Source organism: Clostridia bacterium, from assembly GCA_017405765.1.
Classification (GTDB): domain Bacteria; phylum Bacillota; class Clostridia; order Oscillospirales; family RGIG577; genus RGIG577.
Map to the genome: position 1 here is coordinate 1 of JAFQZS010000001.1, position 12,652 is coordinate 12,652.

At 47.7% G+C, this 12,652-nt stretch carries 14 protein-coding genes and 1 tRNA gene; 6 read left to right on the plus strand and 9 right to left on the minus strand.

All coding sequences use genetic code 11. The features are described from left to right. The first annotated feature begins 212 nt into the window (after positions 1–212). Positions 213–289: transfer RNA gene (locus IJG50_00005), tRNA-Met, on the plus strand. A gap of 328 nt (positions 290–617) precedes the next feature. On the opposite strand, the gene IJG50_00010 is transcribed toward IJG50_00005, so the two are convergent. Further along, positions 618–1,310, minus strand: a complete 693-nt coding sequence (locus IJG50_00010) for a hypothetical protein (protein MBQ3378230.1) — start codon at positions 1,308–1,310, stop codon at positions 618–620. Positions 1,311–1,424: 114 nt separating this feature from the next. Next, positions 1,425–1,772: a hypothetical protein gene (locus tag IJG50_00015; GenBank protein MBQ3378231.1), complete on the minus strand. Its 348-nt coding sequence runs from the start codon at positions 1,770–1,772 to the stop codon at positions 1,425–1,427. Between the two features lie 252 nt (positions 1,773–2,024). On the opposite strand from IJG50_00015, the gene IJG50_00020 reads away from it, so the two are divergent. From IJG50_00020 to IJG50_00030, 3 genes are read left to right on the plus strand one after another with little or no spacing between them, the layout of a single operon-like run. Further along, positions 2,025–2,561: a hypothetical protein gene (locus tag IJG50_00020; GenBank protein ID MBQ3378232.1), complete on the plus strand. Its 537-nt coding sequence runs from the start codon at positions 2,025–2,027 to the stop codon at positions 2,559–2,561. Then, the gene (locus IJG50_00025; GenBank protein ID MBQ3378233.1) at positions 2,561–3,379 is read left to right on the plus strand and encodes a hypothetical protein; all 819 of its coding nucleotides are present in this window, start codon (positions 2,561–2,563) and stop codon (positions 3,377–3,379) included. Before IJG50_00020 ends, IJG50_00025 begins: the two co-directional genes overlap by 1 nt. Before the next feature lie 33 nt (positions 3,380–3,412). Then, the gene (locus IJG50_00030; protein ID MBQ3378234.1) at positions 3,413–4,006 is read left to right on the plus strand and encodes a hypothetical protein; all 594 of its coding nucleotides are present in this window, start codon (positions 3,413–3,415) and stop codon (positions 4,004–4,006) included. A gap of 168 nt (positions 4,007–4,174) precedes the next feature. Here IJG50_00030 and IJG50_00035 read toward each other — a convergent pair whose 3' ends face one another. The 4 genes from IJG50_00035 to IJG50_00050 all read right to left on the minus strand — a co-directional run bounded on the left by IJG50_00035 (position 4,175) and on the right by IJG50_00050 (position 8,498). Next, positions 4,175–4,348 carry a hypothetical protein gene (locus IJG50_00035; GenBank protein MBQ3378235.1) on the minus strand — a complete coding sequence of 58 codons (174 nt, stop codon included), beginning with the start codon at positions 4,346–4,348 and terminating at the stop codon, positions 4,175–4,177. A 403-nt stretch (positions 4,349–4,751) separates the two neighbouring features. Beyond that, on the minus strand, positions 4,752–5,435 hold the full coding sequence (locus IJG50_00040; GenBank protein MBQ3378236.1) for a hypothetical protein: 684 nt from the start codon (positions 5,433–5,435) through the stop codon (positions 4,752–4,754). A gap of 45 nt (positions 5,436–5,480) precedes the next feature. Next, the gene (locus tag IJG50_00045; GenBank protein MBQ3378237.1) at positions 5,481–6,389 is read right to left on the minus strand and encodes a glycyl-radical enzyme activating protein; all 909 of its coding nucleotides are present in this window, start codon (positions 6,387–6,389) and stop codon (positions 5,481–5,483) included. 15 nt (positions 6,390–6,404) lie between these two features. After that, complete coding sequence (locus IJG50_00050) at positions 6,405–8,498, minus strand: hypothetical protein (GenBank protein MBQ3378238.1); 2,094 nt, start codon at positions 8,496–8,498, stop codon at positions 6,405–6,407. A 196-nt stretch (positions 8,499–8,694) separates the two neighbouring features. Here IJG50_00050 and IJG50_00055 point away from each other — a divergent pair, with 196 nt between their 5' ends. After that, entirely contained in the window at positions 8,695–9,060 is a 366-nt protein-coding gene (locus tag IJG50_00055; protein MBQ3378239.1) for an ACT domain-containing protein, read from the plus strand. A 58-nt stretch (positions 9,061–9,118) separates the two neighbouring features. On the opposite strand, the gene yunB is transcribed toward IJG50_00055, so the two are convergent. Further along, entirely contained in the window at positions 9,119–9,838 is a 720-nt protein-coding gene (gene yunB, locus IJG50_00060) for a sporulation protein YunB (protein MBQ3378240.1), read from the minus strand. An 85-nt stretch (positions 9,839–9,923) separates the two neighbouring features. Between yunB and IJG50_00065 the strand changes: the two genes are divergently transcribed. Beyond that, positions 9,924–11,099, plus strand: a complete 1,176-nt coding sequence (locus tag IJG50_00065) for an SAM-dependent methyltransferase (protein MBQ3378241.1) — start codon at positions 9,924–9,926, stop codon at positions 11,097–11,099. Positions 11,100–11,145: 46 nt separating this feature from the next. Here IJG50_00065 and raiA read toward each other — a convergent pair whose 3' ends face one another. Both raiA and IJG50_00075 read right to left on the minus strand, forming a co-directional pair. Beyond that, entirely contained in the window at positions 11,146–11,676 is a 531-nt protein-coding gene (gene raiA / locus IJG50_00070) for a ribosome-associated translation inhibitor RaiA (GenBank protein ID MBQ3378242.1), read from the minus strand. A 130-nt stretch (positions 11,677–11,806) separates the two neighbouring features. Further along, positions 11,807–12,649 carry a fumarate hydratase gene (locus IJG50_00075; protein MBQ3378243.1) on the minus strand — a complete coding sequence of 281 codons (843 nt, stop codon included), beginning with the start codon at positions 12,647–12,649 and terminating at the stop codon, positions 11,807–11,809. Positions 12,650–12,652: the final 3 nt, after the last annotated feature.

Genomic DNA, 12,652 nt, shown 5'->3' on the forward strand with positions numbered 1-12,652 from the left:
GGCCGGACCGAGCCGCGCCGAATTTGAGAAAGCCTCGTCGCCTACGGCTCCTCGTCTTTCTCAAATTCGCACATATAACCTTCGTCATATTTTTTCGAGTGAAGTGTCACACATCATTGACGACTCTACAATAGCGTTTTAGTTTTTTGTTTTTTTCTCTTGACAAACAGGCTTGTATATTCTATACTTAATTAGTACAGAATATAATATATCGCGGAGTAGAGCAGTCCGGTAGCTCGTCGGGCTCATAACCCGGAGGTCGTAGGTTCAAATCCTGCCTCCGCAACCAAATAAAAACAGTCTGCACGAATGTGCAGGCTGTTTTGCTTTGTTGTGGATATACGACTTCGTTTTTCAACGGGTTATGAGACCGACGAGCGTTGCTCGTTGGGGCTCGCCGTGTCCCGCCTCCTGCGGAGGATGAAGGGACGCGGCGAGCACCGCAGCGGTCGAAAAATCGGGCGGATATGCTGCACCGGCAGCCCACCCGTTTTTTCGGGAACCGCAAGGCGGCGCTAAGCGATAACCCGGAGGTCGTAGGTTCGCGTTCTGCCTTTTGCAACCAGTTTGGGTGGATGTAACGGATTTCAGTTACATCCACCTGTTTTTATGCTTATTTACATATCAAAAAGCAACAATTCAAGCTCTTTTTCAAAATCAGACGTTTCTCCATCACCCTTCTCTTCATAATATGTGAGCTTGCAAGCATCAAGATTGCTAAGAGCTACGCCTTTCAAGAAAAGGAGATGTCTAACATTGAAATCCTGCGTATATGTTGCCTTGTGATATCCTGTAAATCCGTGCTTTTTTAATGCTTCGGTGCAAGCTTTGGCAACAGCATAGCAGAAATCTGCATAGCGTACAGAGTACTGAAAGTGCTTTTCGTTGTGCTCAATAGAAATTCTTAGTTCGAAATCGAGATCTTCTGTTGGATCACGTTCAAGTTCCCATACGCTTTCATTTCCTTCTTCGTCCCAAGTGAAATGAGCCTTCCAAGGAACGTCATGGAAAACACTAAAAGCTTGACATTCATTAAGACTGTCAACTATTTTGACCGTCTTATATTCTCCGTCAATATACTCATCGCAAGCCACCTTGCACTCTATATCATTCGAACCCGTCTCATCTCCAATGTTACCAGGGTACAAATGATATAATATACTCAAAAAATCATCAAACTGATCTCCCAATACATCGGAAATAATAAAGTAGTGTTTATCCCCTGCAATAGTAAGATAGACATCTGTCCAACCGGCACCGTAGGGCACAAGTCTCATATTGATGTCGCAGTTTCGCTTTTGAAGATTCATGTAAACAGCCTCCTTTCCTCGTTAGTATAATATTATCACAATCAAAGTCCAAAAAATAGTACAGTTCGCAGGTTTCATGTACCCGGAGCAGATTTTCGGCCTGCTACGTCTTTTTTATTGCTCATCCTCGACATACTCGTGATCCTCGCCCTCATCGTCTACGATTTTGCAGGCGTTGCCCGTCGAATCGCAGGAGACGTATTCCACCGCCGCGCCCTGTCGGAGATCGGTCTTGTAATTCAGCGCGGAAAGGTGCTTCAGCATGATATCCATCCGGAACCCGATTCCCGCCGTCATCGGGACACGTATCCCTTTCATATCTTTGCCGCTCAGAGTATCTGCAATAAAATCTTCATTCTCCCGGATCGTCTGCATCTTGCGCTGCACGCTCTCTTTATCCTCAAAGCCGCTGTTCTGAGGATCAATATTGCCATAATAGAATACCTCAATAAAGCTTTTCATATCGTTTCTCCTTGTACTTTCTTAGGAGAAACCCGTGCGTTTTCTGCCTGAAAACATAGGTTTTGCAGCGTTTTTCAAATGTGCTTGCTCATGTGCGTTATTCACCGCCTGACCATTGGAGACTTATGAAGATTAATGAGGACTTACGACGGGATATGACGGCATTTATTCTGCTTTGCATCAAATGCAAAAATGATTTATTCTTGATTATTCGGTCCGAATAGTTTATAATATTCACACGAGGTGATTTTCATGGAAACACGGCTCGGAAGGATTACTGCCAGCAAAGCCGGCGGCACCGCAGGGAGCGGATCGAAGACGTATAAGCTGTCTTTGCCTTCATCATGGGTTTCGGCAATGGGTTTTTCCGACGACGGCGGGCGTGTGATCCTTTCCTTTGACGGCGATGCGATCATTATTCAGCCACAGCAGAGCGTGAAACAGTACAGGGCGTCTCGACTTGCTTCGGGGCATGAGTTACTTGAGATCCGATATTATAACGGAGAGGACCTGTGTACGCTGATCTGCGCAGACCGAACGGTCAAGGATCTTCGAGCGGAGAACTATACGGACAATCTCGTAAAAACTGCATTCGGAAAAAACCTGCTGCCCTCATGGGTGGATCTGGAAGCTTTTCTTGAGGAGCGCTGTATTCCGCGTCAGCGGGCCGGGCTTCGAGAGTATTTGGAAATGCTGGGGCTGGACGAGTACGATCCTCTCGCCATCATTGCTAAAACACAGGGCCGCATGGCTGGGGACAATCAATGGATGGAGGTGCGTGAGGTCTAATGACTATTCGATTTGTAACAGACGAAAAGGTAGCTGAGACCTCCTCAAAGGGAAACCAGGAAAAATGGCAGGACGGCGGGCGCTGGTACAAGCTGGATCAGTTTGGTTATGAAGGACTCGCAGAGACCGTTATATCCCACCTACTGGAGTACAGCAATATCGAAACGCACACACCATTTTGCTTCGTTCGCTATCGGATGGAGCGTATGAACGTTCACGGAAGAGACCGAAGCGGCTGTTCCAGCGCAGATTTTCTGCAGCCGGGGGAGTCTATCATCACGCTGTCCCATCTGTATAAAAGGACTAACCGCTCCTTGAAGGAGGCATTGACGCGCCTGCCCAGCGACAAGAAAAGGATGGAGTGGCTTGCCGGGGAGACGGCAGCATTTACCGGTCTTGAAATGTTCCCGCAGTATTTGACACTGCTCTTTGAGGTGGACGCGCTGTTTTTGAACGACGACCGTCATCTGAACAACATCGCCGTGCTGGAAAAGGACGGGCAGTTCGACTATTGCCCCATCTTTGACAACGGGGCAGGGCTTTTGTCCAATATCCGGGCGGCGCTGATGGATATCGATCCTGCGGCGCTGATCCGCTCCGCCAAGGCGCGGCCGTTCAATACGACATTCAATCGACAGGTCATTCATGCGAGAAATCTTTTCGGCTCACAACTGCAAATCCCAAAACTCACAGAGGAAGCGATCCGGCGGGAGCTGGAAGAACCGCTGAGCTTCTATGCGCAGCGCGATCGGGAGTACATTGCGGATCGGGTTTGCCGAACGATCTTGACGCGGCAGAAGGCGGCCGCACAAGTATAAGAATATCAGAACGAAAGAGAGGATCACATTGCCATGGCAAACGTTTATACTATAAAAGTCATTTATCAAGGATGCGAAAACAGGATCTTTAGAGAACTGCAAATCTCCTCCAACGCGCCGCTCAGCCAGTTGGGTTATACTGTTCTTGCGACCTTTGATACTCTGGCGTATCACTTGTTCTCCATCTCCTGTGACGGAGACTCCTACGAGCTTCCCGACGAAGACATGGAGATTTCGAAAAGCGAGTGTCTGTTCTGCGTAAAACTCTCTGACTTGGATCTAAAGGTCGGAAGCATGCTGGAAATGATATACGACTTCGGATGCGAGCAAGTATTTTCCTTGGAGATCACGGATATTCAGCCAATGAAGAAGGGGGCAGGACGCTCCTATCCGAAGATCACCGCCGGCGCGGGATCAGGTATCATCGACGATATGCCGGCAGACGAATTGCTTGCGCTCATACAGGATATTGACAAAAACGGAAGCTCCTCGTTTTATTATGAGGCAAAGCGGCCGGATGTCGTATGGGATTACAGGAAGTACGACTTGATGCTTGACAATCTGCTGCTTAAGGGCAAGATCGAAGAGATCGCAGACGGATACAGCGCATTTGAGGCATATTTGTAAAATGGGCTTTTGCCATCCTCCAATAAACTTAGGAGAAACCCTTGCATTTTCTGCCTGAAAACATAGGTTTTGCAGCGTTTTTTTAATGCACTTGCTCTAGTGCGTTATTCACCGCCTGACCAAATAAAAACAGTCTGCACGAATGTGCAGGCTGTTTTGCAATTTCCCTCACTTCACCTCTACAGGGACGTCGGTGCTTGCGCGCACGATGCGCGCAAAGGCTTCGGCGTCGGCTTTATCCATGAATTTATCGCGGTCGTACTTCGACGTTCTGCCTTTTGCCGCAAATAAATCAACGATCCGTGCAAATGCGAGGACTGTTTTGTAATATATATATCGCATAGTATTGCAAAGGGCAGCAAACGTCAGTAAATAATGGTCAGATCGTCGCTGTTAAAACGACATTCGATGACGCCGTAACCGTCGGGGCCATCACCCCAATATTTGGCATAAATGTTGCATTCAGCATTATACTTCGTTACACCCGTTACAAGCACAATCGTTCCGTCCGGAATCTCCAATTCTTCGCCGTTCACATTAACGGGAGGATATTCGCTGACCTGCCTGTATTCCGCTATTAAGGCTCCATGCCTTGGCGGAATATCTATTATGTCCTGTTGTGTCCAATATGCCGTCGAGGAATAATTTTGGAAAGCGATATAGAAGCGTGATTTGTCATCCTTCCGTTCGACAAACAAATAAGAAGGCTTACTGTATCCTCTCTTAAAAACCTGATTAAGGATAACTACTTCCGTTTTATGAGGCAGCGATCCGGTTTTAATCCAACGACTACCGTTCCGCTCATAAGTCGGCGCAGTCCAAAGCTCCTTGTTTTGGAAATCGTCTGTACTTTAATCACATATTTCTCATCACTGGAAATCACAACGTAACCGCTTTCTCCGGCGTAACTCCACCGATCACGCCCTTCCGGTATCACTTCGCCAAGCACTCCGAACAAAATGGCGATGTATGTAAAGATTGCAACCAACATGATAAATATGCGGGCGCCTTCCCCCGGCTTCTTCTTCGTTGACATCACCATTGCCAGAGGTAGCGGAAAAATGAATATCCAGCCCAAAATCCAGAATATCCAAACCCACGGCCGGCGTTCCTTTTTGACCGGCTCGACCGGCTCGGCGGGCCTTTCCCGCGGCGGATTATATTTCGGGGGTTCTCTGTAATCGTCCCCCGGAGGCGGGGTATAATGCGTCTGCGAGGAGGAAGAGGCCCGATTTGCTTCCGCCTGCGCGCGCTGTCTGCCCTTTTCAAAGTTGTAGCCGACTTCCTCCGCGTCCTCAACTCTTATGGTCCGCACTTCATAGTCGATCAAAAGCACGGCGCCGCAATGCTCGCAGTGCGCTTGTGTATTCGACGGGTCGACCTTCAGCACCGCTCCGCAGCGCGGGCATGACAATTCTATCAGTTTCATAATGCCTCCTCCTTTCCGCTAAAGCGTTACGTTTTTCGCTATACTTCACTTCACCTCTACAGGGACGTCGGTGCTTGCGCGCACGATGCGCGCGAAAGCTTCGGCGTCGGCTTTATCCATGAATTTATCGCGGTCGTACTTCGACGTTCTGCCGAAGCGCAGGCTCTTCGACACGCCGAGCGGATGATACGGCTCTATCTCGATTTTTATTACTCCGGCGTGCGCCTCCGCGAGCGCGGCGATATTCTCGGCGTGCTCCGTTCGGTCGTTCTTCCCCGGTATCAACGGGCAGCGAAGCACGATCTCTTTTCCCCTGTCGGAGAGAAGCCGCAGATTCGAAAGGATCGGCGTATTGTCAACTCCGGTAAACTCAATATGGCGCTCTTTTGACGTTTCCTTTATATCAAACAAAAACAGATCGACGTATTCAAGCAGCGACTCAAAGCTTTCCTTCGACGCATAGCCGCTCGTTTCCATGCAAGTCGAAATACCACGTCTTTTTGCCTCCATGAGTATCTCTTTTGCAAAAGAAGGCTGAAACATCGGTTCTCCGCCCGAAAGCGTTATGCCTCCGCCGCTGGTTTTAAAAAACACTTCGTCCTTGTATGCCTCGTCTGCCGCTTCGTCTGCATCCATTTCCCTGCCCACAAGCTCAAGCGCGCCGAAATAACACTCCTCGACGCATTTTCCGCATGAAACGCAAGCGTCACGCATGAAGGTATGGCCTTTTTCATCCACCTTATGGCATCCGTTGGGACATACGGCCGCGCATCGCCCGCACATGGCGCACTTTTTTTCAAGATACGATATCTCAGGCATATGTTTAAGCCCCTCGGGATTGTGGCACCACAGACACCCAAGCGGACATCCCTTTAAAAAAAGATTTGTGCGGATGCCCGGCCCGTCATGTATCGAGAACCTTTGAATATCGAATATGACTCCTTTGCTGCTCATGGTCTTTTGCTCCTCTTAAAGCTTCGTGCGTTCTATTATCTCCTTCTGCTGCCACTTTGCGACATTGATAAAATACTCGGAAAAACCGAAAAGTCTTACCGTAAGCGTTCTGTACGCCTGAGGATTTTCAAGCGCCGCTTCAAGCGTCGCGCGGTCTACGACGGTGAGCGCCGTATGTATGCCGTCTATATCGAAGTAGCCCTTTGTTATCGCGCCTATCATTTCGGGCGTAACGGGATTCGAGAACGTTAGGTTTATGCCGCCGGACGCAGTGCGTGTAAGCGGAAGCTTCGCCACGGATTTTAAAAGCGCCGTTACGCCCTTTTTGTCCGCGCCGTACACGGGCGACTGATTCTCCGAAAAGGCCTCGCCTCGCTTTCTGCCGTCCGGAGTCGCCTCCATCGCCCATCCGAAGTTGTTGTGATGGTTAAGCGAATAGAACGAGCCTATCGGGATATAATCCTCGGGCCACTGCATCTCGTCTATCGCGTCTAAAACGGCGCTCATCGCCGCGTTCGCATATCTGTCGCCGTCCTCGTCGTCATTGCCGAATTTGGGGAATCTGTTTTTTATCTCAGCCCAAAGAAGCGGCTCGCCTTCAAAATTGTTCTTGAGAATATTTACGAACTGCTCAAGCGTATATCGTTTTTCTCTGAAAACAAGCTTGTCTACGGCAGTTATCGAGTCTATCACCGTAGCCGCACCGCAAAGATATACGTTCACAAGATGGCGTTTAACGCCGCCCTCAAGCGGATATCGGCAAGTTTCGGCGCAGTTTCCCATAAACATACCGTCAAACGTATGACCGAGCCTGTCCATAACGCGCCATATTGTAGAATTTCCGACTGTGAGCAGAAGATCGTTTTCAAGCGTTCTCCTTGCTTCGGCCTTAAAAAGTGAGATGAGCTCTTCTGCGGAACGTATATCGGGCACTTCTCCCCCATTTACGCCGAGCACGTTGTTCAGCCACTGAGGCATGGGCAGATACCATTCGTTTCTTATGAGCCGCCAGTTGAGATCGACGCAGCAGCATCCCGAAAACGTGTGATCCGCCGCGATCTCGGGAGGTACGCCTTTTTTCACGAGCGTATTAAACACAAGCCTGTCGTTGTATATATGCATCTTGTCGGTTACCTTTGAAATGGTGCCATATACCTGCGCGGCGAAGTCAGGATCGGCCTCCTCGTTTACTCTGTTTACAATAACGGGCTCGGGCATGTTCGATATTTCCTCGGCCCGAAGTATTGCATACGACGCCGCGTTAGACATTGGTTTGCCGTTTTCGTCAAGACCGCCAAGCGTCATATATTGTTTGCTTGCACGGGACGGTATAGGCTTCATCGGCGGGTTGTACATGCCGATGCCGCACATGAAGTTAGGCATAACGAGGAAGAACGCGATCATCGCGTCTAGCTCGTCTTGTGTTTTTCCGTTTGCGAGGTCCTTTTCGTAGAAGCGGTTCAAGTACTGGTCCGGACGACCGAAGCCGTAGTCGCGCGCGCCGACGCAGCAGCTTGCAATAAAATGGATGAACCACACGCTCTGAAGCGCGGAGAACAGATCGTATGCCGGCTCCATCGGCACTATCGAAAGCGCGCGCGCAATGCGCCCGAAGCGTTCCTTCGCTTCGCCCTCAGACGCGTCGGCCCGCTTCCTTGCGGCCTCGGAATAGCGGCGCGCAAAGCTTTCTATGCCCTCGTATATTTTTCGCGAGTTTACCGCGAACACCTTCGACTGTACGTCGCCCAGCATGGAAGCGCGCTTTTCAATATTTTCAACTATGGCGCGAACGCCCAGGGTCAAAATATCGTCGTATCTTAAATGGATATGACCCGGATTGTCTATAACGTTCGTATGCGGAACTGCGCTCCACGAGGGATCCGGATGTGCCTCCACCATACGACCCGCAAACACGTCTTCGTCAAAAAGCAGCGGCGAAAGCTCCTTTAACATAGCCGATATTATATCGGCATAGCCGGGACGCCTTATGAGGTAAGCCTTGGAAAACCGCTCAAGTATTTCTTCGCGCTCGTAAAAGCAGCACAGATTATCGGAATCAAGATATTTTTCCTTTAAAGCCTCAATAAGCCTAATATCGGTCTCTGTCATACGCTATTCCTCCTCATCGTTTTATATCTTAATTTATTATCTGTATCGCCTGTATTTGTTCAAAAACACCAATATTATCAATTATATTTTAATAAAAATATACATTTTTGTCAAGAAAATTCGCCCTCTGATTGACTTTGCGTGTGAAATATGCTATCGTATATTTGTAAATCATAAAGAAAAGGAATAAGACGAAATGGAGCTTAAAATACTGCCCTGCGAGTTTACCGTATGCAAGGTCTCTGATATGGGATCTTTTGACTTAAGGCGGAAATTTTACTTTATAGGCAAAACAGACGAGGAAATATCCATAGTTTGCCCCAAAAGCGATACGCCGCCCAATACGCTTAAGCGCAGCGACGGCTGGAGAGGCTTTCGGATCAGTGGAACGCTCGATTTCTCACTCATCGGTATCTTATCAAAGCTGTCGGGCATTCTAGCTGATAACAATATCGGCATATTCGCCGTTTCCACCTTCAATACCGACTATATCCTCGTTAAAGAGGAAGATCTTGACCGTGCCGTATCGGCTCTGAGCGCGGCCGGATATACTATAGTGTAATCATGCTTAAAACGAGAAGCGAAAAGCGAAAGTCCTTCCTCCCGGACTTTCGCTTGTTTTAATGCATCTGATAATCGTTTATTATACCTACTGTGTCGCTTTTGTCGCCTATAACGTAAGTAAAGCCGCTCGGCACCTCTCCTACTATTACGGTCTCTGCAACAGTTATGCGCGAGGCGACCTGTGTTTTTGCATGCTTCCTCGGCAGAATAACGCTTATATCCACGCTTACGTCAAGAAAAATACGGTGTCTTACCTGATTTATGCCGGCTGCCCAAAAGTCGTTCGATATTTCAATATTTACGATACTTATCGGCAAAAAGCGTATGGGGATCTTAGGCCCCCGCTCAAGAAGCATCTCATTTCCAAGCACCGTACCAAGCCTTATTGATATATCGGAGGGTTTTATCTCATTTACCGCCCGAAGGACGTTCTGCGATACGCGCGACTTTAATCTGTTTATTCTCACAGTATCCACCTGCATCGCGCTTATCTTTTTGTTTTCGTCATAAGAAAACGTGACGAGGTCGTTATAGTCTATTCCCTCCTCTGACAGCGTTTCGGATATAGCCTCAAATATCGCTTCTGAGAAAACGTAGTTGATCTTTGATAAAGCTTCCGCTTCCACCACGGGAGCAAAACGCTTCTCTGCCGCAAACAAAAGCGCGACAATAAGAGCGCTTGTCATTATAAATACAGTTATCCTGTACGCCGTATTGCGCGCGCCTGTTTTTGATCTTACGCGCGCCGGGCGTTTCTTAAATCCCGCACGCCGCATTTTGCCACCTCCGATATATCATACTATGTTGTTTTTCATAAAAACGTGATATAATTTTTAAAAAAGCGGGAAAGGAACAAAAAAAGTGGAAGATATAAAAAGCGCGCTTGAGCGCCTTTTTTCGAAAGATATAATACTTATAACGGTGAGCAACTGCAGAAAAAAAGACGAAAGCGTAAGAAAAGTTTCTGTGCGCCCGTTTATTCTTCGCGAAAAGACACATTTTCAGTTTGAACGCATAGTAAATGATCAGGCGTTTCATGAAAACATGCCTAAGGAAGCCGCCATGCATGAGCTTGAAGAAATGCTTATGCGTGATTACCGTCAGCTTGACGCGCGCACCGTCGGATGTGACGTTTTAATAAAGCTTTCAAAAAAAGAAAAGCTCCTTTATTCGGAGCATAAAAACGACAATAAAAGCAATGAGTACAGACATAACAGAACAAAGAAGTATATTTTAAGCGAAGGCGAGTTTTCGCCCGTATTGTGCGAGCTTGGCGTTCAGACGAAGGACGGCCGCATATCTGCGCCGATGTATGATAAATTCAAGCAGATAAACCGTTTTTTAGAGTTTATCGACGATATCGTATCAAAGGATGCTGCCGAAGAATATAAAATAATCGATTTCGGCTGCGGCAAGTCATACCTTACGTTTCTTGTATATGAATACTTTATGAAGCGCGGGCGCAAGGTGCGTATAGTAGGCCTTGACCTTAAGCGCGAAGTCATCGAAAAATGCCGCAATATCGCCGCGCGATATAATTACACCGGGCTAACCTTTGAAGTGGGAGACATAAAGGATCATTCCCCTTCTTTTATCCCCGATATGGTGATCTCGCTCCACGCGTGCGATACGGCTACCGATTTTGCGATATTTAACGCGATAAGCTGGGGTGCTCGCTGCATTTTAGCCATTCCGTGTTGTCAGCACGAGCTTAATCTCCAGGTGAAAAAATCCTACGGACTCATGTCGTCCTACGGCTTGTTGAAAGAACGCTTTTTGGCGCTTTCGACCGATGCGATACGCGCAAAGCTTTTGGAATACTCCGACTACGACGTTTCCGTTATGGAATTTATCGACATGGAGCACTCGCCTAAGAATATAATGATACGCGCAAAAAAGAGACGCCTTGGGCAAAGCAAGGAAAAAAAGGCAAAACTTTTAAACGAAGTGGTGACCTTCTTAAATGAATACAATCTCACTCAGACTCTCCATACGCTTATAACGAAGAACCATCACATAAAAAACGGCGGCGCATAAGCGCCGCCGTTTTTTATGTATCAAATCATGTTATAAGCCGAATATTTTATTCAACAGCCTCTATAACAGCATAGTTTCCGTCTTTTCTTCTATATACGATCGAATAAACTCCGGAAATGCTCTTGAAAGTAAAGAAGTTGTGGTTCAGCATGTTCATCTGAAGTATCGCTTCTTCGGTCGTCATGGGCTTTAAGGGGAATTTCTTCACCTTCACCACATTAAACTCGCCTTCCTCTTCGACAGGCTCGGCGGGTGCGACGTCTATCTCAGTCTTGTCAAATCCGCTTCTTAATTTTTTCTCAAGGCGCGTTTTGTTCTTGCGGATCTGACGCTCTACAATATCGATATCCTCCGCTAAGGATTCCATCATATCTTTTGTAGTGCTCTGCGCCCGGAAAATGAGTGAGCCTTGGTAGATGGTGAGCTCGACAGTTTCCCTGTCTCTTTCCCGCGTGATAGTTACGTTTGCCTTTGACTCATTGGCAAAGTACTTGTCGAGCTTCTTTAACTTTTTCTCGACCTTCTCCCTAAGCGAATCGCCCAGTTCAAACTTTCTTGCTGTGATTGTAATGTTCATAATCTCACTCCTTTGCATCTTTTATGCAACTATATTATACAACATTCAGGAGAAAATGCAAGGTGTTTTTGTTGCTTTTCACATGAAATTCACAAAAAATATATCTCAAACTATATAAAATGCCTATATCTCATATCACCGCTGTTTTATGACGCGTTACATGACAGCTTATGTTTACTGCTACGGGGAGTCCCGCTATATGAGTGGCATACGTTTTTATCTTTACGCCCAGCGCAGTATTCTTTCCTCCTATGCCCTGAGGGCCGACGCCTGTTTTATTTATGCTTTCAAGCATTCGCTTCTCAAGGGCCGCGTAACGCGGGCTTTCATTTTCAATGTCAAGCGGTATCTGAAGCGCCTCCTTGGCAAGCCGCGCGCACACCTCGAACGTGCCTCCAACGCCTACCCCCACCACAACGGGCGGACAGGGATTGCTTCCTGCCGAAACAACACACTGTGTCACAAAATCTATTATATCGTCCTCTGATGCGGCAGGCGTAAACATTTTAAGCCTGCTCATATTTTCACTTCCAAAGCCCTTCGGAGCCGCCGTTATCTTCACCTTGTCGCCGGCGACTATCGAAAAATGCACGACTGCCGGCGTGTTGTCATCGGTGTTTACGCGTTCAAGCGGATCGGATACAACGCTTTTTCGAAGATATCCGCCCACATATGCGCGCCTTACGCCTTCGTTTATCGCCTCGTTCAGATCGCCGCCCGTAAAATGGACGTCCTGCCCTATCTCCATAAATACCACCGCCATGCCCGTGTCTTGACATATCGGTACGTTAAGCTCCTTTGCGGCGTCTAAGTTCTTCAAAAGATCGCCTAAAATGTTTTTCCCCGCCGGAGATATCTCGCTGTCTTTTGCACGGCATATCGACTGCTCCACATCTTCCGGCAAAAAAAGATTTGCCTCAACGAAAAGTCTCTCCAGCGTATCGCGCACAACGCCAACGTCAATTTCCCTCATTTA

Bases quoted from the DNA above. Each gene is read 5' to 3' on its own strand.
- IJG50_00010 (MBQ3378230.1), bottom strand. From the start codon at position 1,310: ATGAATCTTCAAAAGCGAAACTGCGACATCAATATGAGACTTGTGCCC.
- IJG50_00015 (MBQ3378231.1), bottom strand. From the start codon at position 1,772: ATGAAAAGCTTTATTGAGGTATTCTATTATGGCAATATTGATCCTCAG.
- IJG50_00020 (MBQ3378232.1), top strand. From the start codon at position 2,025: ATGGAAACACGGCTCGGAAGGATTACTGCCAGCAAAGCCGGCGGCACC.
- IJG50_00025 (MBQ3378233.1), top strand. From the start codon at position 2,561: ATGACTATTCGATTTGTAACAGACGAAAAGGTAGCTGAGACCTCCTCA.
- IJG50_00030 (MBQ3378234.1), top strand. From the start codon at position 3,413: ATGGCAAACGTTTATACTATAAAAGTCATTTATCAAGGATGCGAAAAC.
- IJG50_00035 (MBQ3378235.1), bottom strand. From the start codon at position 4,348: ATGCGATATATATATTACAAAACAGTCCTCGCATTTGCACGGATCGTT.
- IJG50_00040 (MBQ3378236.1), bottom strand. From the start codon at position 5,435: ATGAAACTGATAGAATTGTCATGCCCGCGCTGCGGAGCGGTGCTGAAG.
- IJG50_00045 (MBQ3378237.1), bottom strand. From the start codon at position 6,389: ATGAGCAGCAAAGGAGTCATATTCGATATTCAAAGGTTCTCGATACAT.
- IJG50_00050 (MBQ3378238.1), bottom strand. From the start codon at position 8,498: ATGACAGAGACCGATATTAGGCTTATTGAGGCTTTAAAGGAAAAATAT.
- IJG50_00055 (MBQ3378239.1), top strand. From the start codon at position 8,695: ATGGAGCTTAAAATACTGCCCTGCGAGTTTACCGTATGCAAGGTCTCT.
- yunB (MBQ3378240.1), bottom strand. From the start codon at position 9,838: ATGCGGCGTGCGGGATTTAAGAAACGCCCGGCGCGCGTAAGATCAAAA.
- raiA (MBQ3378242.1), bottom strand. From the start codon at position 11,676: ATGAACATTACAATCACAGCAAGAAAGTTTGAACTGGGCGATTCGCTT.
- IJG50_00075 (MBQ3378243.1), bottom strand. From the start codon at position 12,649: ATGAGGGAAATTGACGTTGGCGTTGTGCGCGATACGCTGGAGAGACTT.